This is a genomic window from Halopiger djelfimassiliensis (assembly GCF_000455365.1).
In the GTDB taxonomy this organism is placed as follows: Archaea; Halobacteriota; Halobacteria; order Halobacteriales; family Natrialbaceae; genus Halopiger_B; species Halopiger_B djelfimassiliensis.
Map to the genome: position 1 here is coordinate 559,422 of NZ_HG315684.1, position 21,797 is coordinate 581,218.

At 66.4% G+C, this 21,797-nt stretch carries 22 protein-coding genes and 1 pseudogene; 18 read left to right on the forward strand and 5 right to left on the reverse strand.

Annotated elements, in window-relative coordinates; genetic code table 11:
* The first annotated feature begins 139 nt into the window (after nucleotides 1–139).
* From mbhE to TX80_RS18850, 8 genes are all read left to right on the forward strand, one after another.
* Nucleotides 140–2,593, forward strand: coding sequence for a hydrogen gas-evolving membrane-bound hydrogenase subunit E (gene mbhE / locus TX80_RS02790; RefSeq protein ID WP_049921344.1), 2,454 nt, complete (start codon nucleotides 140–142; stop codon nucleotides 2,591–2,593).
* Complete coding sequence (locus TX80_RS02795; RefSeq protein ID WP_049921345.1) at nucleotides 2,590–3,054, forward strand: MnhB domain-containing protein; 465 nt, start codon at nucleotides 2,590–2,592, stop codon at nucleotides 3,052–3,054. Before mbhE ends, TX80_RS02795 begins: the two co-directional genes overlap by 4 nt.
* Nucleotides 3,051–3,404 carry a sodium:proton antiporter gene (locus TX80_RS02800; protein WP_049921346.1) on the forward strand — a complete coding sequence of 118 codons (354 nt, stop codon included), beginning with the start codon at nucleotides 3,051–3,053 and terminating at the stop codon, nucleotides 3,402–3,404. Before TX80_RS02795 ends, TX80_RS02800 begins: the two co-directional genes overlap by 4 nt.
* Nucleotides 3,401–5,041 (forward strand): complex I subunit 5 family protein, encoded by a 1,641-nt coding sequence (locus TX80_RS02805; RefSeq protein ID WP_049921347.1) that lies wholly within the window; start codon nucleotides 3,401–3,403, stop codon nucleotides 5,039–5,041. The genes TX80_RS02800 and TX80_RS02805 overlap by 4 nt, the downstream gene beginning before the upstream one ends.
* A complete protein-coding gene (locus TX80_RS02810) occupies nucleotides 5,038–5,643 on the forward strand; it encodes a Na+/H+ antiporter subunit E (RefSeq protein ID WP_049921348.1) in 606 nt (201 codons plus the stop codon). The genes TX80_RS02805 and TX80_RS02810 overlap by 4 nt, the downstream gene beginning before the upstream one ends.
* Entirely contained in the window at nucleotides 5,636–5,929 is a 294-nt protein-coding gene (locus TX80_RS02815; RefSeq protein WP_049921349.1) for a monovalent cation/H+ antiporter complex subunit F, read from the forward strand. The genes TX80_RS02810 and TX80_RS02815 overlap by 8 nt, the downstream gene beginning before the upstream one ends.
* Entirely contained in the window at nucleotides 5,926–6,297 is a 372-nt protein-coding gene (mnhG, locus tag TX80_RS02820) for a monovalent cation/H(+) antiporter subunit G (RefSeq protein WP_049921350.1), read from the forward strand. The genes TX80_RS02815 and mnhG overlap by 4 nt, the downstream gene beginning before the upstream one ends.
* A gap of 275 nt (nucleotides 6,298–6,572) precedes the next feature.
* Complete coding sequence (locus TX80_RS18850; RefSeq protein WP_154658557.1) at nucleotides 6,573–7,397, forward strand: hypothetical protein; 825 nt, start codon at nucleotides 6,573–6,575, stop codon at nucleotides 7,395–7,397.
* Between the two features lie 88 nt (nucleotides 7,398–7,485).
* Here the strand turns inward: TX80_RS18850 and TX80_RS20075 are convergent.
* The 3 genes and pseudogenes from TX80_RS20075 to TX80_RS02830 form a co-directional block, all read right to left on the reverse strand.
* Nucleotides 7,486–7,813: pseudogene (locus TX80_RS20075) on the reverse strand (SHOCT domain-containing protein); the annotation flags it as partial.
* A 41-nt stretch (nucleotides 7,814–7,854) separates the two neighbouring features.
* Nucleotides 7,855–10,011: a DHH family phosphoesterase gene (locus tag TX80_RS02825; RefSeq protein ID WP_049921351.1), complete on the reverse strand. Its 2,157-nt coding sequence runs from the start codon at nucleotides 10,009–10,011 to the stop codon at nucleotides 7,855–7,857.
* Nucleotides 10,012–10,091: 80 nt separating this feature from the next.
* The gene (locus TX80_RS02830; protein WP_049922171.1) at nucleotides 10,092–10,361 is read right to left on the reverse strand and encodes a hypothetical protein; all 270 of its coding nucleotides are present in this window, start codon (nucleotides 10,359–10,361) and stop codon (nucleotides 10,092–10,094) included.
* Nucleotides 10,362–10,545: 184 nt separating this feature from the next.
* Between TX80_RS02830 and TX80_RS02835 the strand changes: the two genes are divergently transcribed.
* The 6 genes from TX80_RS02835 to TX80_RS02860 all read left to right on the forward strand — a co-directional run bounded on the left by TX80_RS02835 (nucleotide 10,546) and on the right by TX80_RS02860 (nucleotide 14,715).
* Nucleotides 10,546–11,274: a metal-dependent hydrolase gene (locus TX80_RS02835; RefSeq protein ID WP_049921352.1), complete on the forward strand. Its 729-nt coding sequence runs from the start codon at nucleotides 10,546–10,548 to the stop codon at nucleotides 11,272–11,274.
* A 148-nt stretch (nucleotides 11,275–11,422) separates the two neighbouring features.
* The gene (locus tag TX80_RS02840; RefSeq protein ID WP_049921353.1) at nucleotides 11,423–11,818 is read left to right on the forward strand and encodes an OsmC family protein; all 396 of its coding nucleotides are present in this window, start codon (nucleotides 11,423–11,425) and stop codon (nucleotides 11,816–11,818) included.
* Between the two features lie 105 nt (nucleotides 11,819–11,923).
* On the forward strand, nucleotides 11,924–12,949 hold the full coding sequence (locus tag TX80_RS02845) for a ComEC/Rec2 family competence protein (protein WP_049921354.1): 1,026 nt from the start codon (nucleotides 11,924–11,926) through the stop codon (nucleotides 12,947–12,949).
* The gene (locus tag TX80_RS02850) at nucleotides 12,949–13,230 is read left to right on the forward strand and encodes a DUF3006 family protein (RefSeq protein ID WP_049921355.1); all 282 of its coding nucleotides are present in this window, start codon (nucleotides 12,949–12,951) and stop codon (nucleotides 13,228–13,230) included. The genes TX80_RS02845 and TX80_RS02850 overlap by 1 nt, the downstream gene beginning before the upstream one ends.
* Nucleotides 13,231–13,663: 433 nt before the next feature.
* Nucleotides 13,664–14,164: a gamma carbonic anhydrase family protein gene (locus tag TX80_RS02855; RefSeq protein ID WP_049921356.1), complete on the forward strand. Its 501-nt coding sequence runs from the start codon at nucleotides 13,664–13,666 to the stop codon at nucleotides 14,162–14,164.
* Between the two features lie 80 nt (nucleotides 14,165–14,244).
* Nucleotides 14,245–14,715: a DUF5799 family protein gene (locus tag TX80_RS02860; protein ID WP_049921357.1), complete on the forward strand. Its 471-nt coding sequence runs from the start codon at nucleotides 14,245–14,247 to the stop codon at nucleotides 14,713–14,715.
* A gap of 59 nt (nucleotides 14,716–14,774) precedes the next feature.
* Here TX80_RS02860 and TX80_RS19275 read toward each other — a convergent pair whose 3' ends face one another.
* Nucleotides 14,775–14,918, reverse strand: a complete 144-nt coding sequence (locus TX80_RS19275; protein ID WP_195893020.1) for a DUF7557 family protein — start codon at nucleotides 14,916–14,918, stop codon at nucleotides 14,775–14,777.
* A 109-nt stretch (nucleotides 14,919–15,027) separates the two neighbouring features.
* Here TX80_RS19275 and TX80_RS02865 point away from each other — a divergent pair, with 109 nt between their 5' ends.
* Nucleotides 15,028–15,315 (forward strand): DUF7545 family protein, encoded by a 288-nt coding sequence (locus tag TX80_RS02865; RefSeq protein ID WP_049921358.1) that lies wholly within the window; start codon nucleotides 15,028–15,030, stop codon nucleotides 15,313–15,315.
* Between the two features lie 95 nt (nucleotides 15,316–15,410).
* Here TX80_RS02865 and TX80_RS02870 read toward each other — a convergent pair whose 3' ends face one another.
* A complete protein-coding gene (locus TX80_RS02870) occupies nucleotides 15,411–19,439 on the reverse strand; it encodes a DUF7282 domain-containing protein (RefSeq protein ID WP_049921359.1) in 4,029 nt (1,342 codons plus the stop codon).
* A gap of 363 nt (nucleotides 19,440–19,802) precedes the next feature.
* Between TX80_RS02870 and TX80_RS02875 the strand changes: the two genes are divergently transcribed.
* From TX80_RS02875 to TX80_RS02885, 3 genes are read left to right on the forward strand one after another with little or no spacing between them, the layout of a single operon-like run.
* Entirely contained in the window at nucleotides 19,803–20,378 is a 576-nt protein-coding gene (locus TX80_RS02875; RefSeq protein WP_049921360.1) for a biotin transporter BioY, read from the forward strand.
* 7 nt (nucleotides 20,379–20,385) lie between these two features.
* Nucleotides 20,386–21,084 (forward strand): energy-coupling factor ABC transporter ATP-binding protein, encoded by a 699-nt coding sequence (locus TX80_RS02880; RefSeq protein WP_049921361.1) that lies wholly within the window; start codon nucleotides 20,386–20,388, stop codon nucleotides 21,082–21,084.
* 7 nt (nucleotides 21,085–21,091) lie between these two features.
* Nucleotides 21,092–21,796 (forward strand): energy-coupling factor transporter transmembrane component T family protein, encoded by a 705-nt coding sequence (locus TX80_RS02885; RefSeq protein WP_049921362.1) that lies wholly within the window; start codon nucleotides 21,092–21,094, stop codon nucleotides 21,794–21,796.
* Nucleotide 21,797 lies beyond the last annotated feature (1 nt).

The window sequence follows — 21,797 nt, forward strand, 5'->3', positions numbered from 1 at the left end:
TTCGTGAATAAGCGTGTCGGACTCGTCGATCGGCCGGTCGGTCGTCGGTGACGTGGGGACCGTCACCACTACGTAAACGTGACCGTCTTCCGAAAGGTAACCGTTTAAGGATGGTCTCCCCCTACCGTCGGCGTATCGAATGTCTCCCGACCTGACCGTGATTCTCGTCGCGGTCGCGTTGCCGTTCGCCGCAGCAGGAGCGACGCCGCTGCTGTTTCGCCTGCTCGGCGAGCGGACGGGCTATGCCGGCGCGGCGGTCGCGGCAACGTCGTTTGGCCTGCTTGCCACCCAGTACGGGTCGGCGGTGACGGATCCGGGAGCCGTGGATCTCGCCTGGATCCCGTCGCTCGAGATCGCGCTTCGCTTTTACGTCGACGGGTGGGGACTGCTGTTTGCGTTGCTTGCAACCGGAATCGGCGTCCTCATCTTCAGCTACTCGCCAGCGTACATGCACGGTGAATCCGGTCTCGTGAGGTTCTACGCCGCGTTGCTCGCGTTTATGGGCTCGATCGTCGGGGTCGCGCTCGCCGCCGACCTGATCGCGGTGTTCCTCTTTTGGGAACTCACCAGCCTCTGTTCGTTCGTCCTGATCGGTCACTACACGGGCGACGCCTCCTCACAGTACGCCGCCCGGATGGCCATGCTGGTCACCGTCGGCGGCGGCCTCTTCCTGCTGGTCGGCTTGCTCTTGCTTGCGGTCGTCGCGGGCGACGTGTCCGGGGTCGACTCCGCGTTCGATCTGGCCGCGATGCTCGCCCACTCCGAGGAGATGGCGGCCGCGTTGCGCGAAGAGGGGCTGTTTCTGCCGGTGTTGGGCCTGCTCGCGATCGGGGCCGGGGCCAAGTCGGCGCAAGTCCCCCTCCACTTCTGGCTGCCCAACGCGATGGCTGCCCCCACTCCCGTCTCGGCGTTTCTCCACTCCGCGACGATGGTGAAAGTCGGCGTCTACTTCATCGGCCGCGTCAGGCCCATGCTCGTCGGCCCCGAGTGGCTGTTCCTGTTTGCGACGCTCGGGCTGACGACCATGACCGTCTGTGCGATCCTCGCGGTCGCCGCCACGGACATCAAGGAACTGCTGGCGTACTCGACTGCGAGCCACCTCGGGTTGATGGTCGCGGGATTCGGGTTTACGTCGATCTACGGCGCTGAGGCCGGCGTCTTCCACCTCCTCAACCACGCACTGTTCAAGGCCGCGCTCTTTCTCGTCGCCGGCATCATCGCCCACGAGGCGGGCACCCGGCGGATCGACGACCTCGGCGGCCTCCGGCACGACCTGCCGATCACGGCGGCGATCACCGTCGTCGTTGCGCTCAGCATGGCCGGCATCCCGCCGTTCAACGGCTTCTACTCCAAGGAACTCCTGTTCGAGGCGGCCGTCGAGGCGAGCCACCACCACGACATCGGCCTGCTCGGCTTGCTCTACCCCGCCGTCGCCGTCTTCGGGAGCGTCTTTACCGTCCTCTACTCGCTTCGCTTTCTCGCGCTTTTCTTCGGCGACCGGCCCGACGACCTCGGACACGTCCACCGGCCGGCCGTCACGCTGGTCGCCCCGCCGGCCGTGCTCGCGCTACTCGCCGCCGTCATCAGCGTTAACCCCGAGCTCGCGGTCAGCGCGATCGTCCAGTCAGGCGTCGACGCGACGGCCGTCGAGGCCCACACGATGCACGTCGGCCTGCCGACGTCGTACTCCCCCGCGGTCGGGATGAGCGCGGTCACGATCGGAACCGGCGTCCTCGCGTACCCGTTTTACGGGCGCGTTCACGACGGCATCCGGTCGGTCCCGGACGCGATCCCGCCGGTCAGCGCGAACTGGTGGTACGATACCGTCGTCGACGGCCTCTCGAGTACGGGTTCGTGGCTCGGCTCGCACGTCCACAACGGACTGCTCCGGACGTACGCGACGTGGACGCTGGGTGCCACCTGTACGCTCGCGCTGGCGGGTTTTGTCGCGACGGGAGCCGTTGTCCCGACCGATCTCGTCGGGATCGAGGCACCGATCGCGGTCGCGCTCGTGTTGCTCGTGGCCGTCGTCGCCGGGCTTGCCGTCGTCCGGTCCGAATCACACGTCGCCGGGATCCTCACGCTCTCGATCCTCGGCTTCATGGTCGCCATCTTCTACATCCTCGCAAGCGCGCCGGACCTCGCGTTGACCCAGCTGGTCGTCGAGACGCTCGTGCTCGTGATCTTCCTGCTCGTGATCGAGGAGATCCCCGAGTACTACGAGGTCGGACTCGGCAAGGTCGTTCGCGACGCCGTCGTCTCGGTGGCAGTCGGTGCGACCGTGTTCGTCACCGTCCTCGTCACGACCGACGCCCGACCCGAAGGCGGCACCGAAGTCGCCGAAAAGTACGCCACCTGGGCCGTTCCCGAAGGCGGCGGGACGAACATCGTCAACGTGACGCTGGTGGACTTCCGCGGGTTCGACACGCTCGGCGAACTGGTCGTGATCGCGCTGGCAGCGATCTCGATCCTGACGCTGATCGTGATGCGGGGCCACGGCGGCGACGAACGGATCGACGCACACGATCCGCCCGGCGACGCGTCGACCGGTACCCGCAGCGACGGCGGTACCGCCGGAGGTGAAAACGAATGACGTCGGTCATCATGCGGACGACGGCTCGCGTGATCGTCCCGATCATTCTGGTCGTCGCCATCTCGCTGTTCGTGGAGGGGCACAACCTCCCCGGCGGCGGCTTCATCGGCGGCGTGCTCACGACGACGGCCTTCGCGGTCATCTACCTCGCGTTCGGGCTTGACTTCCTCGAGCGGGGCGTGCTCGGCCGCGACGTCGACCCCGGAAAGGAACCCTCCCGGGACCGCGTCGTCGTCGCCTACCGGCGGGTCTTCGAGTACGGGCTGGCGATCGCCGTCCTCAGTGGACTGGCCCCGCTGGTGTTCGAGGAGCCGTTCCTGACCCAGACGTTTCGCGAGTTCGAAGGCGTCCCGATCTACGGCCACGTCGAGATCGCCAGCGCGCTCGCGTTCGACTTCGGCGTCTACTGCGTGGTGGTCGGTGGCCTGCTGACGATCCTCTCGGTGGTGGGAGCCGAATGACTGCGATCGTCCTCGCCGCCGTGATCGGCGCGCTGTTCGCGCTCGGCACGTTCCTGATCCTCCGACGGGATCTGATCCGTGTCGTCTGGGGACTGACGATCATCAGTCAGGCGGCCAACGTCTACCTGCTTGCGATGGGCGGGATCACGGAGGGGACCGCCGAGACGGTGCCTATCCTCGCCGGCCACGGCGAGCACGTGCCGGCGACGGCCGATCCGCTGGTGCAGGCGCTCGTCCTGACCGCGATCGTCATCGGCTTCGGGATGACCGCCTTCGCGCTCGTCCTCTCCTACCGCGTCTACGAGGAACACGACACGCTCGACGTCTCCGAACTCGGTGATCGAGAATGACGACGATACAGACGCTGACGGCGCTGCCGATCGGAACGGAATCGCAGCTGGTGATCGCGCCGATGCTGGTCGTCCTCGTCGCGGCCGTGGGCAGTTTGCTGCTCGGTCGGTGGCCCCGGGGACGCATCGGCGTGAGCCTCGCCGGCGGCGCGGCCTACGCGGTCGCCGTCGCAGCCATCGACTGGTATATCGTCCTCGCACCGGACGCGCCGGGGATCGCAACCTATCAGGTCGGCGGCTGGCCCGCACCGTTTGGCATCACGCTCGTCGCCGACGGCCTGTCGGCGTTCATGTTGACGATGGTCGCGATCCTCGGGATCGCCTCGCTCGTCTTCTCGACGCGTGTCCTCCCCGAAATCGACCGGCGGAGCTACTACTTCCCGCTGTTTCACTTCCTGGCGCTTGGCGTCACCGGCGCGTTCCTCACCGGCGACCTGTTCAACCTGTTCGTCTGGTTCGAGGTGATGTTGATGGCGAGTTACATCTTCGTCGCCTACTACGGCGGCCCACAGCACACCCGGGCCGCCTTCTGGTACGTCGCGCTCAACCTGCTTGCAAGCGCCGTGTTTCTGCTCGGCGTCGGCGGCATCTACGCGACGATGGGGACGCTCAACATGGCCGAACTCTCCCGGCGGCTCGCCGACCCGGCGGCCTACGGACTCGATCCGCAGCTCGGCTCGGTCGTCGGCCTGCTGGCCCTGCTGTTGTCGGTCTTTGCGATCAAGGCCGGACTCGTTCCCTTCCAGTTCTGGATCCCGACGGCCTACCGGGCCGCCCCGCCACAGATTACCGCGTTGCTGGCCGGTGCGACGAAGAAGGTCGGTATCTACGCGATCGTTCGCCTCTCGTTTACCGTCTTCGCCGACGCGCCCGTCACCGTCGACCTCGCGGTCCCGGGGACCGGCCTCGCCGTCACCGGCGACTCGCCGCTCGCGTTCGTCGGGGCCGCCCTGTTCGTCATGGCCGCCGCCAGCATCCTCGTCGGCGGTCTCGGGGCCGTCGGCCGCGATTCGATCGAGGGCGTCCTCGCGTACTCGAGCATCGGGCAGGTTGGCTTTATCGCGGTGCCGGTCGCAATCGCGGCGACGACGCCGGAACTGCGCCACCTCGGGATCGTCGCCGCGCTGGTGTATGCGCTCAACCACACGCTCGCGAAGGGGCTGCTCTTTCTCGCGGTCGGGGCGGTCAGGTCGGCGACCGGAACGAGTCGACTGGTCGACCTCGGCGGGCTGGCGGGCCGGTCACCGCCGCTTGCGATCGCGTTCTTCATCGGCTCGCTCGCACTCGTCGGCATCCCGCCGCTGTCGGGCTTTTTCGGCAAGTTCCTCGTCTTCGATACGGCGGCTCGAGCGGAGGCGACGCCGGTGATCGTCCTGTTGCTCGCCGGATCGATACTGACGATCGCGTACGCGACGCGGACGTGGAACCGGAGCTTCTGGGGTACCCGAACGCCCGCGGTCGAGGAGGCGACCGTCGACGCCGTTCAGGTCGGCGTGATCGTCGGACTGGCAGCAGCGATCGTCACGGTCGGCGTCGGGTTCGAACCGGTCTACGAGTTCGCCGACGCGGCCGCGGAGGCCGCGCTGGCCGACGACGACTACGCGGAGGCCGTCCTCGAGGGGGGTGTGGCTGAATGAGGGTTCGAACGTGGCCGGTCGCCGGCGTCGTCTTCGCGGTCCTGTGGGTGTTCGTCCGCGGCGTCGCACTCACGCCGTCGGCACTGCTCGGGCAGTTCCTCTTCGGCCTCGTCGTCGGCCTGCCGGTCGCGTTCGTCTTCCGGCGGTTGTACATCAAGCGCATCGACCTCGCCCGCGGGGCGGCCGCGTTGCCGGCCGCCGGCCGCTATCTCGCGGCGTTCTCGTGGGAGGTCGTCCGCGCGAACGTCGACGTGGCGTACCGGGTGCTCTCGCCGGGGATGCCGATCGAACCCGAAGTGATCCTGTTACCGCTGCGGGTCGAGACCGACCTCGCGATCACGACCATCGCCAACAGCATCACGATCACGCCCGGGACGGTCACCCTCGATTACGACGAGGAAACCAACGCACTGTACGTCCACGCGGTCGACGGGCGGGATCCGGAGGCGATCGCAGCGCCGATCCGAAGATGGGAAGACTACGCCCTCGTGATGTTCGACGAGGACGCGTCGCCGGATGACCGCCCGCCGGAGATCGTCGTCTCGGGCGGGGAAAGGGAACGGACGACGGTCCGCGACAGTAGAGGTGTCGACGATGAGTGACCCGTTGGAGCCGGCGCTTCTCGAGACGACGGTCAGGGCCGCGCTGATACTCGTCAGCGGGCTCTGTGTGCTCTGTAGCTACCGGGTGATCTACGGCCCGACGAACCCGGACCGGGTCGTCGCACTGGACGCCATCGCCACGAACGTCGTCGCCATCGCGGTCCTGTTTGCCATCCAGACCGACCGCGGGTTGTTCATCACCGTTAGTCTCGTGCTCGCGATCATCGGCTTCATCGCGACCGTGGCCGTCGCCAAGTTCGTCACCGAAGGGGAGGTGATCGAATGATCCGGACCGCGCTCGTGATCGCGCTGATCGCCGTCGGCACGTTCTTCCTGACGGTCGGGACCATCGGGCTGCTCCGCCTGCCGAACGTCTACAACCGGATGCACGCCACGAGCAAGCCCACGACGCTTGGCACCGCCGCCATCTTCATGGCGGGGTTCGTCCAGTTCGGCCCGGGCGACGAGGGCCTGACCGCGCTCATCGGGATCGCCTTTCTCTTCCTGACCGTGCCGACCGGCGCACACATGATCGCCCGCGCCGCCGAGCGGATCGGCATCCCGTTTCTCGGGAGCGTCACCTGGCCCGATCCGTCGGCGGTGGATCGAGAGCGACGCGAGCAGACCGAAACCGAACCGCCGGACGAGGATTGACGAGACGGAAGTGGCGCTACTCAGTGCAAACCCGTCCTCGAGTACCGGTCCGATCCTCTCAGCATATCGTCGCTCAAGTGAACCATCCGCGAGCAGTGCGTCGCCGGCAAGCGAACCGCCAAGCAGTTCATACTACTGGTGTCGATAGGCTGACTGCCCCGGAAGTCGCTTGTCTACACATCGATGGCGTCTCACGGGGTTCTAAACAGGGTGTGGAATATTCGATGTAGATCCTGCCCAAAAGTTTATTATTATTCCCATATTCCAATGGGGTTATGGATGGTAATATCCACAGGAGAAAGTTGTTGAAGGTAACTAGCGCCTCTGCCGTAGGAATCGGTTCGTTGGTCGCAGCCACAGGCACGTCAGCGGCCGGAGACTATATGCCCTGCTGTGGCGGGGGTAGCGGAGGTAGCGATGGCGACGGCGTTAGTTTCGAGGAAAAGGGCACCAGTAATGATGTAGCGGAGACCGAAGTGACTGCGCGGAACGGGGGCGTTATCGCTGAACCGGCGTCTACTGTTTCAGCAGCAGGTGACTCGTTCCCGAACTCTGCGGACAGCTTTAAACTCGGTATGACGTGGCAAATCCCGTATCAAAGTCCCGACAACAGTTCCTATACTACGTATTTGAGGGATGTCTCGATTGAGGTCGAACCGGTATCGGCTCCGTTCGGAGAGACTCCCGCACTACTAGATTCGGCAGCATCGGAAAACGGGAATCAGAATACCCGTGACAGCGGATCCGATTTGTTCCAATTCGCCCTTAACACGGCGTATAACGCAACGGCCGGAAACGTGATTCCACTGCCGAGTCCTTTCGGATTGGGGAGTTTTAATGATGATAATGTATCCATAAAAACGAGTTCGTGTGATGGGGAAAACAGGGGTTGTCTAACCGCCGATTGGGCCGATATTGGTGAAGAACTCTACGGACTCGAGACGTGGATTAACTTTAGACGGGCCAGCGACGGATATCCACCTTCCGGGACGTATAAACACGATGTTACGTTCGAGGTTGATATTTCAACGACGAATCCGAACCAAACGACAGAGACGGTAAGCCATACACACAGAGTAGAATACGAAGTCCGAGACTAACAACAAACCGATTACGGACACAGTGGAGACTAGAGTCGAATCTCTTCATCGACATTTTTTGAAGCAGTTCGGTCGGATTTGTTTCAGCCCACTCATGGGCGTCCTCGAGGGGTTCCGTGTTCAGTAGTCGCTCGAGTTTCTGTTCGAACTGTGTCGGTGAGTCCCCCCGCCGCGTACCGCTCGCGGAGGGTCTCAAGGGTGTCTCGAGTGTCGGTTTCGGCTCGTTCCGGTTCGGCGTTTGCCTCTGTCCGGCCGGATCCCGTGGGCGTTCTCGATCGGTGATGACGATCCATCTCGTCGTTGAACACCGTCGCGACCAATGGAACGACGACGGCATACCCGACGACAAGCGCCGGGAGCCACCACGACTGTCCGGTTCGACTCACATGGCTCCAACGGAGGGTTCGACGCGGCACCGTCGCTGGTCGGTCGTGCGGACGGTAGGGGAGAACGAGCCTTACGCGAGCGTCTCGTCGAGGGCCTCGAGTGCGGCCTGGCGAACGGCGTCGCGTTCGCCGGGGAGGAACTCGATGTGTCCGTCCCGACCGCCGACGACGTGGACGCCGGCATCGGGTGCCGCTTCGGCGATCGCGTCGCCGAACTCGCGGACGTTCAGCGAGTCGGTCGCACGAACGTGGAGTTCGTCGTCACCGACACCGAGGGTTACGAACGGCCCGTCGTCGCGCTGGCGGCGGTGCAACGCATCGAGCAGGAGCGTCGTCGTCGGGAAGTTGTACCGGTGGGTAAACGCCGCCGTATCGAGGACGGCGACGGTGATCCCGTCGACTGCCTCGGTCTCGAGGTTCTCCCGTGCGGTCCCGAGTTCGGTTTCGAGTTTCGCGCGGAACTGCTCGGAGACGTGCCCGGCAAGGTCGCCGTCCTGTGGCCGCTCGACGGCCTCACCGTCGAACAGCAGGTCGGCGACGAGTTCTCGTTTGTCCTTGTAGGACTGGTAGTACGACTCGAGGGCGACGGCTTCGCGGCGCTCGGAGATAGCGGTCTCGTCGTAGCCGGCCTCGCTCGCCAGTTCGAGGTAGGCCTCGGGCGTGTCCTCCCAGTAGCTGACCGCGGGGAGGTGTTCGAGATCGCCCCGGACGTCGTCGTTGACGTGGGCGGCGACGTTCGCGGTAAGCGCCGTCGAGGTCACGTCCGAAACATCGACGTCGGTAAGCGACGGCGCGACGGCGACCGATACGGCGTCGGTGATCTCGTCGTCGGCGCGGCTGTCGTCGATCACGATCGATTCCGCGTCGTACAGCGAGAGCAGGTCGTAGCCGTCGACGGATTCGGCGGTCGAGCCGGCGTCGACGAGAACGACAAGCGGAAGCTGTTCGCCGTGGCGGTCGCGGGCCTCGAGCATCGCGGTGACGTCGTCGGTCGCGGCGTCCATGTCGTAGACCCGGCCGTCGAGCGGTCGGCGTTCGAAGTAGTGATACTCGGCGTCCTCGCGGGTGTGTTTCTCGCGGATCAGCGGCAGGGCCGCGCGTTCGAGCGCAGCGCCGGCGACGTAGCCGTCGGCGGTCGCGCCGTGGCGGACGACGATCGGCCGGGCCTCCATGACGGCCCGTCGGATCGCGGTCGCGGCGTCGGCGAGGCCGTCCTCGACGGCGGTCACCGCCTCGTGGTCGGCGAGCAGGTCGATCTCGGCCGGACGCGCCTGCTGTTCGATCGCGTTCTCGAGGCGCTCGAGGACCGCGTCGCGGTCCTCGTCGGCGAGGACGTCGAGGGATTCGGTCTCGATCTGGAGGTCGCCGTGGTGGCGCTCGACCTCGCCCTCGAGGGCGACGACGTCGTCGACGTCAACGTCCGGATAGGCGCGCACGCCGGCCTCCTCGAAGGCCGCACACTCGACGGTGCCGGTTTCGTCGCGCAGTTCGAAGACCGTTGGACCGCTGGTCTGTCGGACGCCGGTGATCTCGCCCTCGAGTCGAACGACGCTGCCGACCTGCTGTTCGATCGCGTCGATCGTCGTTCGCTTGAGCGCCGGTTCGGCCTCGGGCGTCGCGTCGGCGGCGTCGTCGGTCGCCGGCGTCGACGGGGCGGCGGTCTCGGTTGCGACGGAGCCGCTGCCGCTTCCGGTGCCGCTTCCGGTGGCGACGGTCTCGGTCGCGTTAGCGTTGGGAGACGTGGTGCCCTCGTCGACCGAGCCGGGTTCGTCGGTCGATGCCTGGTACTCGCCGGCGGTCACGTCGTCGGATTCCGCGTCGGACTCGCCGTCGGAGCCGTCCTCGAACTCCTCGGGACGGAACTCGTCGTCGGCAGTCTCGATCAGTTTGCCGCGGAACTCGCGTTCGCGCTGGCGAATCGACCAGCCGAGGTCGACGTTGCCGTTGTCCCGGACGTCGAGTACCTGGACGAAGACTTCGTCGCCCGGTTCCCAGTCGAGACTTTCGATCCGTTGGTCGAGTTCGCTTCTGTGCAACAGGCCTGTTACGTGTGCTCCGATGTCGATGAAGACACCGAAGTCGGCGTAGCCGTCGACGGTCCCCCGGTAGTAGCGGCTGGGGGTAAGCTGCGAGGGCTCGGAGCCGTGAAACTCGAAGACAACGTCCTCCTCGTGACTCTCGCAGATCTCGCCGTCAACGGGTGTGCCACAGATGATACAGTTACCCATCTACTCGCATCAAGCAGTTTCGCCCTAAAACGGTTGTCGAAATGCGATCGCCGGACGGCCACGTTCGGGTCCGGTCGTCCCTACGCGTCCTCGAAGACCGCCGACTCCGCTTTGAGCGACTCGATGTCGCTTGCGATCCGTTCGACGTCCTCGGGAAACAGCGAGACCTGCATCTCGTTGCCGTCCTCGTCCTCGAAGACGAGTTTGACGCGCTTGTCGCCGAACTCCCGGGCCTCGGCGGATTCGACGTCGAACAGTTTGACCGTCGCCGACTTGTTGTTCGGCCCGACATTTTTGATCGACCCCTCGTTCAACTCGACCATGAACTCCTCGAGTGTCAGCGCGAGCATGGTCGCCGTACGCGTTCCGGATAAAAAACGACACGGCATCGCCGCCACGACGGTTCGGCGCTCGAGCGGGCCGCTCACCGCGACGCCGCCATCGTCGCCCTCGACAGCCGAACGCCGTCCGTGGGGGCGCGTGGAACCCTCTACACCCAGTTTTAAGTTCATCTCACCCGACAGTTCGAACGCTATGGAGCTCACCTGGCACGGCCACTCGACGTGGCACGTCACCGTTGGCGACACCGAGTTGTTGATCGACCCGTTCTTCGACAACCCGAAGACGGACCTCGAGCCGGCGGACGTCGAGACGCCGGATTACGTGCTGTTGACACACGGTCACGCCGACCACATCGCCGACGCCGGCGCGTTCTCGGAGGCGACGCTGGTCGCGACGCCGGAACTCGTCTCTTACTGTCAGGAGGAGTTCGGCTTCGAGGACGCCGTCGGCGGGATGGGGATGAACATCGGCGGCACCGTCGAGTGTGGGGACGCGTTCGTCACCATGCACCGTGCTGACCACACGAACGGGATCATGACCGAGTACGACGTCGACGCCGGCATGCCGACCGGGTTCGTCGTCTCGGACACGAAGCCGACGCAGGTCGCCGACCGCGAGTCGACGACCTTCTATCACACCGGCGACACCGCGCTCATGACCGAGATGCGCGACGTCATCGGCCCCTACCTCGAGCCCGACGCCGCCGCCGTCCCCATCGGCGACCACTTCACAATGGGGCCCCAGCAGGCCGCCATCGCCGTCGACTGGCTCGACGTCGACCACGCCTTCCCGCAACACTACGATACCTTCCCGCCGATCGAGCAGGACCCCGAAGACTTCGAAAGCGAAGTGACAGGCACCGGCAGCGACGCCGACGTCCACGTTCTCGAGGCCGACGAGCCGTTCGAACTCGAGGCCTGACTCACACTCACGCTCCCCGAACCCGACGCGCCGTTTTCGCAGGTCACGCGCCGATACCGGCCACCCGTTCGCGCGCTTGTCGAACGTAGCGACGGTATCCTCCGGGAGAACAACGTTTACAGCGTCGGCCACCGTTTTCCCGACTGCTATGGCGAAAGAGGTCACCACTGTCGCCGAAGAGGGGTTCAGCGCCACGAACGAGATCCGGGAGTTCGAGACGGCGGTCGACGCCAACGGCGAGGACGCGCCGGACACGCTCGAGACCCTGCTGGCCGCGTACGGCTCCTGTTACGTCCCCGCGCTGCGGGTCGGCGGCCAGCAACGCGGCGTCGACGATCTCGGTCGCGTCGAGATCGAGACGACCGGCGAACTCAACGACGACGACAAACTCGAGTCGGTCCGGTTCGACGTCCGCGTCGAAGCCGACGTCGACGACGAAACCGGTGACGAGATCATCGAGCGCGCGTTCGAACTCTGTAAGGTCCACGACGCGCTGAAGGGCGACCTGCACGCGGAGACGACCTTCGAAGGCAACGCGTTCTAGGTCGGGACCGCTGTCGGCGCTCGAACAGGAATCCTATACTTTACTACCAGTTTTTCGGGTATTGCGAACCGAACGCACATAGTCGACGGGCGCATCGAAACGAATGTGCGACGGCTTCACCTGCTCCTTCTGTCACTCCTCGTCGTGCTGGCGGGCTGTGGGACCGGGATTGACGTCGGCTCCGAGCCCGCCGACGTCGAGGAGGCCGCGGCTGGCTCCCTCGAGATCCACCACATCGACGTCGGGCAGGGGGATTCGACCCTCGTCGTCACGCCGGGCGACGAGACGATCCTGATCGATACGGGTGACTGGCGTGACGACGGTGCGGCGGTCATCGACTACCTCGAGACACACGATATCGATCGCATCGATCACCTGATCGCGACCCACGCCCACGCCGACCACATCGGCGGGCACGCGGCCGTCGTCGAGTATCTCGAGGAACACGGCGAGGGCGTCGGTGCGGCCTACGATTCCGGCGTCCCACACACGAGCGCGACCTACGAGAACTACCTCGACGCGATCGAAGCCAACGACGTGCAACTGTTCGAAGTCGCCGCGGGCGACACGCTCCCGCTCGAGGACGAGAGCGTCGAGGCGACCGTCCTGAACCCGCCCGAGGGTGATTCCGGCGTCGGTCTCGACGCCAACAGCGTCACGCTCGCCGTCGACTTCGGTTCGTTCTCCTATCTGACGACCGGCGACGCCGAACGGACGGCCGAACAGCGGTTGGTCGAGGAGTACGGCGACGCCCTCGCGGCCGACGCCTATCAGGCCGGCCACCACGGCTCCTCGACCTCCTCGACGGCACCGTTCCTCGGGACCGTCGCTCCGGATATCGCCGTCGTCTCGAGCGCACGCGAGTCCCAGTACGGCCACCCACACGACGAAGTGCTCGAGGCGTTCGCCGAGCGCGATATCGAGACCTACTGGACCGGCGTTCACGGCGATGTCGTGGTGTCGACCGACGGCGAAACCGTCTCGGTGTCGACCGAACGCGACGGGCCGACGGACCCGACGACGCTGCTCGAACGGAAACACGAGGCTCGCGAAACGAACCCACAGTCGGCGCTCGAGGGCCCGCCCGATCGACCACCGATTGATGGTGCTGCCGTGCCTACTGGTCCCTGATGGGGACCAGCTACACCGCAGTCCTCGACCGGATCGTCGACGGTGAGACGGCAGTGCTCCTGTTCGAGGACGACGGCGGGGTCGTCGACGAACGGTCGTTCGACCTCGAGACCCTGCCGACGGCGGGACGACACGAAGGTGCCGTCTTCGAGGTGACGACCGACGTTCGGGAGACGGAGTCACACCTCGAACTGCAGTATCGCGACGCGGACGAACGAAAGCGGCGGGAGCGAGCACGGGATCGGTTCGATCGGCTCTCCGAGCGTCTCCCGAACGAGTGAGCCGAGAGAGAGAGGAACGAAGGGGGGGTTCGACCCAAGTCGCCGGTCGAGCCGGCGCGGTCGAGTGATGGGGTGAGGTGGTGGGATGACACGCCAGCGGAACGATGGTCGGATACCAACCATCACGTCCGCTGCACTCGCCACGTATCACGGCTCGATGCTTATCGCTAGTGCCAAAATACGTTGGGACGGGACCGTCCCGAGCAGTCCCGGAACCGATCCAGTTCGGTCGGAGACGACCTGTATTAGCGTGGAATATCCGGTCTTCCATCGAGCGGTGAATTGTGGAGTTGAGTGACGCGATTCACGCCCGCCGTTTCATGGCGGGGTTCTCTCGCTGTTTAAAGATAGCTACTTCGGGCCGTAATACGGCTCTCCGGACGTGACGAACCGATGGGCAGATTCAAGGGGCCGCCTCGAGAGACGGGCAGACATGTTGCGTTCGTTCGACGGGATGGAGCCGCGGATCGCCGACTCGGCGTACGTCGACGAGGCCGCGGTCGTTATCGGCGACGTCGTGATCGAGGCCGACGCCAGCGTCTGGCCGAACGTCACGCTCCGTGGCGACCACGGGACGATCGTCGTCGGCGAAGGGGCAAACGTACAGGACAACGCCGTCCTCCACGAGGACGCCGAACTGAAGCCGTCCGCGACGGTCGGTCACAGCGCCATCGTCCACGACGCGACCGTCGAATCGGGTGCGCTCGTCGGCATGAACGCCGTCGTCCTCGACGGAGCGTCCGTCGGCGAGGGTGCCGTCGTCGCCGCCGGCAGCGTCGTGACGGAGGGGACGACGGTCCCTCCTTCGACGCTCGTCGCCGGCGCGCCCGCCGAACCGAAAGCCGAGGTCGACGACCCCCATCTCGAGGCGACGGCCGACCGGTACGCCGAACTCGCGACCCGGTACGAGGAGACGTCCGACCGCCTCGACTGACTGCCTCGACCGACCGCTCGACCGCTGGGTCGTTCCGGGCGAGGGAAACCCTGATACAGCTACCGATCGAACCGGCTGGTATGAGCGATCAGCCGTGGACGGATCGGATCGTCGGCGAACGAATGACCGTCGATCAGGAGTTCTCCTCGCGGATCGCGAGCTCGGAGTTTTCGAGCCAGCAGTGGAGCCTCATCATGACCGCGACGGAGTTCGAGATCGAACGGCCCACCGATCCCGAAAAGGCCCGGATCGTCGCCAACACCGAGAAGGTCGACCAGATCATCCCCGAACTCGAGGACGTCCAGTCGGGGATGGGCGCGATGGGCGGCCCCGCCGGCGGCGTCGGCGACTCGGGTTCGTCCGGCGGCATCGTCGACTCGATCAAAGGGGCGCTCGGAATGGGCGGTGACGGCGGCGACGATCACGAAAACCAGCTAGCGGCGGCCGAACGGCTCACCCAGGAGTACGCCGAGGAGTTACAGTCCCACCTCGAGTCAAAGGGGCGGTGGGAGTCGGTCCGGGAGGCCGCTGCCGCCGACGCGAGCGAGTAATCCCGCGTGCCCGGCCCCCGCCACGGACGACCGGGCGGCTCGAGTTCGAACGACAGCGGTCAGTCGCCGGCGTGAAACAGCGTGTACTCGCTGGTCTCGTAGATGTTGATGAGTTCGGTGACGAGCTCGTCGTAGGACTCGTCCTCGACCCGCAGTGCATCGAGTCGCTCGACGGTTTCCTCTTCGAGTTCGATCCGTGGCATACGTCGGCGTTCGTCGCCGATGGGCAAAAACACCACGGGGGAAACGACCGAACGACCGCGCTCGGTGCAAGCCACAGCACCTTTAGGGACGCTTCCCGACCGTAGTGGTATGACCGACGAAGTAGATACGATCACCTTCTCGATCAACGGCGACGACACGGCAGACGAGATCACCGTTCCTGCGGGGCTCGTCGACCTCGTGGCGGAGGGTGACCAGACCGCCGCCGAAACCGTCGGCGACGTCGTGTTGCTCTCGTTTGCCAGCCGCGCACACCACCTCGTCCACCACGGCGACGGCGCGGACGAGGAACTCGAGGCACAAGAGGAGCGCGTGATGGATCTCTTCGAGGAGCGGTTCGGCGTGACGTTCGGCGAAGCGACCGGCCACCAGCACTGACCGCTCGTCGCCAGCACTGGCGACCGATTCCGTATCGTGACACCCGACTCGCTAGCAACGGCTACGCGCCGCCTACCGGGACCGACTCTCGGCGATTACTCGTCGGTTTCGGCGGTCCCGTCGGTTTCGTTCCCCTCGGCCGCCGGCTCGGGCGCGTCCGAAGCGGCGGGTGAGTCGGGCACGGCGGATGCAGCCGGGCCGTCCGGAGCGGCCGGTGGTTCGGGGGCCGGAGTTACGGGCGGTTCAGGGTCCGCCGGAGCAGGGGGCTCCGGCGACGTCGGTGGCTCGGGTTCCGGCTGCTCGGGGTCGGCGATCCCCTCGATCGTCACCGCCGTAGCGACGGTCTCGTTCCCGCTCGAGACCTCGAGCCCGTACTCGCCGGGCTCGAGGCCGTCCGTTTCGCCGGTCAGCGGAACGGATTCTGTCGCCCCCGGTTCGAGCGAAACCGACGCCGAATCGACGACGACGCCATCGACGGCGAGTTCGATGACCTGTGTCCCCGCCTCGTCGCCGACGTTCTCGATGGCCGCATCGACCTCGAGCGGGACCCCGCGTTCGACGGGATCGTTCGTATCGGCGATCGAGACGGCGAACGCCGCGGGTTCAGTGGGTGTGATCTCACCCGCAGGGTCGGTCGCTGCGGTGAGCACCTCCTCGTAGTCGTAGTTGTCCATATCGACCGCCCAGACGAGCCGTTCGTCGTCGGTTTCGGGCGTCCACTCGACGGTGAACTCGCCGTCCCCCGGCTCGAGTTCGGTGATCGGTTCGTCGGCGGTCGTCCCCTCGATGAACTCGCTGCCGACGAGCAACGCGGCGTCGTTCGGGTTCTCGTAGCCGAAGGTCACTTCGATGGCGTCCGCGGTCGAGGTCGTCTCCTCGACGGTGATCGCGGGCAGTTCGGGGCGGACCTCGGCGATACACCGACCGGCGTCGGGGTTCGGGTGGTCGATCTCGCCGGGAGTCGCGTCCGGCGAGACGATGCCGGTGATCGCCGCGCCGAACGCGCCTTCGGGCACCTCGACGATCGCACCCTCGTCCGTTTCGGAGACGGTAAACGCCGTCCCGGTCTCGAAGACGATCGTCCCCTCGAGAGGTGCGTCGACGTCCTCGCCGACCGTGATCGCGTACTCGCCCATGGTGTTGCCGAATCCGCCGGACTCGTAGAAGCCGGTGGCGACGATGATCGTGTCGCCGTCCTCGAACGACCCCGTTACCTCGGCGCGCGAACAGTCGACGAACTCCACGGCGAACGCCTCGGACCGGTCGTACTCGCCGGCGGGATCGGTCTCGGCGCGAACCGGGTCGTCGTAGCCGAAGTCCGCCATCGGAACCGCCCAGACGAGTCGTTCGTCGTCGGTTTCGGGCGTCCACTCGACGGTGAACTCGCCGTCCCCCGGCTCGAGTTCTTCGACCGGTTGGTCGGCCGTCGTTCCCGCGACGAACTCGCCGCCCGGAAGCGCCGCATCGTTCGGGTTCTCGTAGCCGAAGGTCACGGCGAAGCCGTCGGCGATTTCCTCGACGGTTTCGACGGTCGTCGTCGGCCGTGCCGGCTGGATCGCATCACCACACTCGAGTGCCGCCGGCGGCGTCGCCAGCGTCGATTCGGCCTCGGCCGGCTGGTTGATCCACGGGACGATGAACGAACCGAACCGTCCCTCGTCGGGCACCTCGATGACGACGGTTTCCGCGTCGACCTGCCGGATATCGAACGCCTCGCCGACCGCCATCACGACCGTCCCCGTGAACGGGGCGTCAACTTCCTCGCCGGCCGTGACCCCGCTGTAGAACGCATCACCGGGACCGGCCGAATCGTACCAGAGCGTCCGCGGATACAGCGTCGTGCCCTCCTCGAGCGTTCCCTCGATCTCGACCCGGGTGCAGTCGGCGTACTCGACGAACAGATCGTCGACCGTCTCGTCGAGGTCGTAGTCGACCGTCTCGGTCGCGAGCGACTCGCCGTCGGCCGCCGCGACGACGGTCACCTCGAGCGTGGCTCCGTCCTCGAGCGCCGGCTCCAAGCCGATCGACGCGTTCTCGAGGGACTCGTTCGCGGCGATCGGATCGGTCCGGCCGAGTTCCTGGCCGTCCTCGTCCGTGACGACGACGGCGTACTCGACGGACGCGATCGCCTCGTCGACGGTCAGCGACGCGCCGGACCCCGCCTGATCGCTCACGGCGAGCGTCGCCTCGGGTTCGTCCGGTCGGTCCTCGACGGTAACGAACGCGCCGTCGAGGGCCGGCGAACCGCTCGCAGTGACGTACGGCTCGTCCGCGGCCCCGTCGGTGGCGGCGTACCGGAACGTCTCGTCGTCGGTCGTATCGTGGTGGACGGCGGCGACGATCGGCTGACTTTCCTCCAGCGGTTCCTCGAGCTCGATTTCGAGGAATTCGTGGTTGCCCGGCTCGAGATACGGTGAGACGCCGCGGATTCCATCGGGATCGACATCGACCGCGATCCCCTCGTAGACCGCCACGAACCCGCCCTCGGAAAGGGTTATCTCGTCGACGACCACGCTGTCGCCGGCGGACGTCTGCTCGGAGACGGTGATCGTGGCCGTCCCCTCGCGTTCGTCGACGTCCTCGAGTCGCTGGACGAGTTCGATCTCGACGTGCTGGACGAGTTCCGCCCCGTCGTCGATCCCTTCCCGGCCGGCGTAGCTCGCCGCGTCGGCCGCTGTCGACTCCGCCAGCGTCCGGAGTTGCGTGACGGTGAGTCGCTGGCGCTGGACGGCTCGCGCCGTTTCCCGGCTCGTAACCGCCGCAGCCGACCGGGTCTGTGTTGCCGTCACCCGCCGGGACTGGGAGAGAACCCCCGCAGCGCTGCCGCCCGCGAGGGTCTGGATCTGGACGGCGTCGACGACCTGTTGCTGGACGACCGCGCCCTCGCCGGCACCGGCTGCGGCGGCCCGGACGTGCTCGACCTCGAGTCCCTGCTGGACCGTCGACTCGACTACGCCTTTCGCTGCGCCCGCCGCTGCATACTGGATCTGCGTGACCGAAACGGCCTGTTGCTGAGCGAGCACGCCGCCGGCAGCGCCGTCAGCCGCCGCCTGAAGCTGTTCGACGGTCGCCGTCTCGGCCGCCGCGATCGATCCGGTTGCAGCGCCGAACGACGCGGCGTGAATCCGATCGATCGTGATCCGCTGGCGCTGCTCGAGCCGGATCGTCCGGATCGACTGCAACGACCCCATACCCGCACCGCGGGCCACGGCCTGAGTCTGCTCGACCGTCGCCGCCTGCCGCTGGACGAGCGCCCCCTTGGCCGCCCCGCTGGCGGCCTCCTGTACTTCTTTCATCGTCACCCGCTGGGACTGTTCGGCCGTCACCCGCTGCTGTCGTTCGACCGCGGACACGCTGCCCTCGAGTGCGCCCGCACCAGCGCCCGCCGCGGCGTGAAAGAGGTGCGAGAGCGTGACCCGCTGGCGCTGCTCGACCGTCAGCCGCTGGTACTGCTCGAGGACGCCGTAGGCACTCCCCTGTGCGGCTTCCCGGACGAGTGGGGTCGCGTCGTCGGTCGTCCCGGCCTCGCTTGCGGCACCCGAAGCGCCACCACGGGCGGCGGCCCGAATCCGGTCGACGGTCGCGCGGTGTGCCTGAGCGAGCGCACCGTGTGTCCCGCCCCACGCTGCGCTCTGGAGTTGGCTCGCGCTGGCGGTCCCGCGGTGGTCGAGCGCGCCGTCGATCGCTCCCGCGACCGCATGCTGAATCTGGGTCGCGTTCACCCGCTGTTCCTGCACCAACGCACCGTGGACCGCACCCGCCGTCGCCGCCTGTACCTGCTGGGCGTCGGCTTGCAGGTGTTGTGTGACTGCTTCGCCCGCCCCGTCGATCGCGGCCGCTCGCTGTTGCTGGGTCACTTCGATGCCCTGTGTCTCGACGAGCGCGATGCCCTCGTCGACGCCGTCATCGACGGCCGTCTCGTGTTCTTGCGTTCCGTTCGTCCCCGCGTCCCTCGCGTCGGGCGTCATCGGTGTCGTCTCCGCCTCGGCCGGTGGTCCCTCCACCACACCGGTAGTTCCGTCGCGAACGGCCGATCCCGACACTCCGGCAAGGAGCGGCAGCGCGACGACGCTCGTGATCGCGGCGACGGCGACCAGCACGACCGCGGAGCCCGTTTTCCTCATGGACGCCCTCGCTGCAATCGACCCGTCACACAGCGCTGTCCCGGTCGTGACGATCCCGCCTTCCGGCCCGCACCGGGGGAATGCGATCGCCGTCCCGGTTTCACCCTGCGATACTCCGCCTTGCCGAACTGCGTACACCCGGAGCGCATTCGTTTCACACCACCCGACCGAACCGACGCATAAGCGCGCCGGTCGTTTCGGCTCCACCGCTGACACAATCCCCGATTACGGCCGGCGAACCGATCGCGATCGCCCACGTACCGTCGCCCCGTTCGAACCGATCGACCCGACGGAATGACAGCGGAGAGACACCGCGCCCTCGGAAACCGAAGTTTTGATCCGGGTTTACGAGAGAGGTGGCGTATGGAAACCGACCAGCACTCGGTGGAACTCGTCGACGACACCGTCGTCCGACAGTTCGCTCGGGCGGCCCTGCTCGCGGCGCTGATGGGGGTTGCGTCGATGATCCCGATCCCGATCTCGGCGGTTCCGGGAACGATGCAACTGCTCGTGGTCTTTCTGGCGGGACTCTTTCTCGGCCCCGTCTGGGGAACGCTCTCGATGGTGTTTTACCTCGGGGCCGGCGCGCTCGGAGCGCCGGTGTTTGCCGGCATGAACGGCGGGTTCGGGTACCTTCTCGGAAACACCGGCGGCTTTCTCCTCTCGTTTCCGGTCGGCGCGCTGCTCGTCGGAGCCGTCGTCCACCGCGGCCGTACCGTCCGTGATCCGGCGGAGACGACCCTGCCGGTCCTGCTGTGTGCCCTCGCCGCGGCGACTGTCGTCGTCTACCTCGCCGGGTTCTCGTGGTTCGCGTGGGTGACGGAGACGACCCTCGCCGAATCGTTCACCGTCGTCACGCTGCCGCTGATCCCCGGCGACCTGCTCAAGATCGCCGCCGCCGTCGCCATCGTCAAAAGCGGCCGGATCGATCCAACGTAGCGACCGGATGATCGAGTTCCGATCCGTCTCCTACGCGTTCGGCGACGTCCCCGTTCTCGAGGACGTCTCGCTGACGATCGACGACGGCGAATTCGTGCTGCTTGCGGGCGCCAACGGGAGCGGCAAGACGACCCTGTTGCGACACTGCAACGGGCTGTTGACGCCCGACGCCGGCGACGTCCTCGTCGACGACACGCCGGTCGACGAAAATCCCATCGCCGCCCGCTCGAGCGTCGGCATGGTCTTCCAGCACCCGCGCGATCAGTTCGTCGCGGCGACGGTCGGTGCCGACGTCGCGTTCGGCCCCGAAAACCTCGGCCTCGACCGCGACGAGATCGACCGCCGGGTGACGACCGCACTCGAGGCGGTGAACATGGCGGGCCGCGAGGACGAACGAATCGAGGCGCTTTCGGGGGGCGAACAGGCCCGCGTCGCCATCGCTGGCGCGCTTGCGATGGCCCCGATGCATCTCGTCCTCGACGAACCGTTCACCGGGCTAGACGACCGCGCGCGCCGGTCGGTACTGTCACACCTCGAGTCGCTGACCGCCGACGGAACCGGCGTATTGCTCGCTACTCACGACCTTCGTGACGTCCTCGAGCTCGCCGACCGCGTCATCGCGATGGGTGACGGTCGCGTCGTCGTCGACGACCCACCGGAGCAGGCATGCGAGGAACTCGCGGCGCTCGACGTTCGCGTCCCGTGACACACCGATGCTCACCTACGAACCCGACGAGACGTTCGCCCACCGGCTCGACCCACGCTCGAAGCTAGCGGTCCAGTTCGGCTTCGCCGCGACCGCACTGGCACACACCGGTCCTCGAGCGTTGCTCGTCCTCTCCGTCGTGACGCTGGTCGCGCTCGCCACAGCACGGGTCCCGTTGGGGAACCTGCTCTATGCCTACCGGTTCGCAGTCGTCGTGCTCGCCATCGCTCCGCTGGCCGCGGCGGCGACGATCGGCGATCCCTGGATCGACCTCGAGAGAGGACGCGCATCCGCCCGGGCGAGTTATCGCGTGCTCCTGATCCTGTTTGTCAGCGCTGCGTACGTTCGCTCGACGCCGGTCAGACACTCGCGAGCCGCGATCCAGCGGACGATCCCGGGAAAACCGGGTCAGCTTCTCGGTATCGGGATCGCGCTCGTCTTCCGGTTTCTCCCGGTACTCAGGAGTGACATGCGAACCATCCGCGACGCGATTGCCGCGCGTCTCGGAACCGAACGAAGCGTGCTCGAGCGCGCCAGTACGCTCGGTCTGCTCGGCCTCTCGCGGGCGTTCGATCGAGCGGATCGCCTGTCGCTTGCACTGCGGGCGCGGTGTTTCGCGTGGAATCCGACGTTACCCGCGCTTTCGTTTTCGCGACTGGACGTTCCAGTTCTGGGAGTCGCCGTCGGGCTAGCCCTTTCAGCACTCCTGTGAT

What these genes read in the sequence shown, in the direction of transcription:
- mnhG (WP_049921350.1), top strand. Translation starts at nt 5,926, where the DNA reads ATGATCCGGACCGCGCTCGTGATCGCGCTGATCGCCGTCGGCACGTTC.
- TX80_RS02825 (WP_049921351.1), bottom strand. Translation starts at nt 10,011, where the DNA reads ATGGGTAACTGTATCATCTGTGGCACACCCGTTGACGGCGAGATCTGC.
- TX80_RS02885 (WP_049921362.1), top strand. Translation starts at nt 21,092, where the DNA reads ATGCTCACCTACGAACCCGACGAGACGTTCGCCCACCGGCTCGACCCA.
- TX80_RS02835 (WP_049921352.1), top strand. Translation starts at nt 10,546, where the DNA reads ATGGAGCTCACCTGGCACGGCCACTCGACGTGGCACGTCACCGTTGGC.
- TX80_RS02860 (WP_049921357.1), top strand. Translation starts at nt 14,245, where the DNA reads ATGAGCGATCAGCCGTGGACGGATCGGATCGTCGGCGAACGAATGACC.
- TX80_RS02880 (WP_049921361.1), top strand. Translation starts at nt 20,386, where the DNA reads ATGATCGAGTTCCGATCCGTCTCCTACGCGTTCGGCGACGTCCCCGTT.
- TX80_RS02800 (WP_049921346.1), top strand. Translation starts at nt 3,051, where the DNA reads ATGACTGCGATCGTCCTCGCCGCCGTGATCGGCGCGCTGTTCGCGCTC.
- TX80_RS18850 (WP_154658557.1), top strand. Translation starts at nt 6,573, where the DNA reads ATGGATGGTAATATCCACAGGAGAAAGTTGTTGAAGGTAACTAGCGCC.
- TX80_RS02850 (WP_049921355.1), top strand. Translation starts at nt 12,949, where the DNA reads ATGGGGACCAGCTACACCGCAGTCCTCGACCGGATCGTCGACGGTGAG.
- TX80_RS02810 (WP_049921348.1), top strand. Translation starts at nt 5,038, where the DNA reads ATGAGGGTTCGAACGTGGCCGGTCGCCGGCGTCGTCTTCGCGGTCCTG.
- TX80_RS02840 (WP_049921353.1), top strand. Translation starts at nt 11,423, where the DNA reads ATGGCGAAAGAGGTCACCACTGTCGCCGAAGAGGGGTTCAGCGCCACG.
- TX80_RS02805 (WP_049921347.1), top strand. Translation starts at nt 3,401, where the DNA reads ATGACGACGATACAGACGCTGACGGCGCTGCCGATCGGAACGGAATCG.
- TX80_RS02815 (WP_049921349.1), top strand. Translation starts at nt 5,636, where the DNA reads ATGAGTGACCCGTTGGAGCCGGCGCTTCTCGAGACGACGGTCAGGGCC.
- TX80_RS02865 (WP_049921358.1), top strand. Translation starts at nt 15,028, where the DNA reads ATGACCGACGAAGTAGATACGATCACCTTCTCGATCAACGGCGACGAC.
- TX80_RS02795 (WP_049921345.1), top strand. Translation starts at nt 2,590, where the DNA reads ATGACGTCGGTCATCATGCGGACGACGGCTCGCGTGATCGTCCCGATC.
- mbhE (WP_049921344.1), top strand. Translation starts at nt 140, where the DNA reads ATGTCTCCCGACCTGACCGTGATTCTCGTCGCGGTCGCGTTGCCGTTC.
- TX80_RS02870 (WP_049921359.1), bottom strand. Translation starts at nt 19,439, where the DNA reads ATGAGGAAAACGGGCTCCGCGGTCGTGCTGGTCGCCGTCGCCGCGATC.
- TX80_RS02830 (WP_049922171.1), bottom strand. Translation starts at nt 10,361, where the DNA reads ATGCTCGCGCTGACACTCGAGGAGTTCATGGTCGAGTTGAACGAGGGG.
- TX80_RS19275 (WP_195893020.1), bottom strand. Translation starts at nt 14,918, where the DNA reads ATGCCACGGATCGAACTCGAAGAGGAAACCGTCGAGCGACTCGATGCA.
- TX80_RS02855 (WP_049921356.1), top strand. Translation starts at nt 13,664, where the DNA reads ATGTTGCGTTCGTTCGACGGGATGGAGCCGCGGATCGCCGACTCGGCG.
- TX80_RS02875 (WP_049921360.1), top strand. Translation starts at nt 19,803, where the DNA reads ATGGAAACCGACCAGCACTCGGTGGAACTCGTCGACGACACCGTCGTC.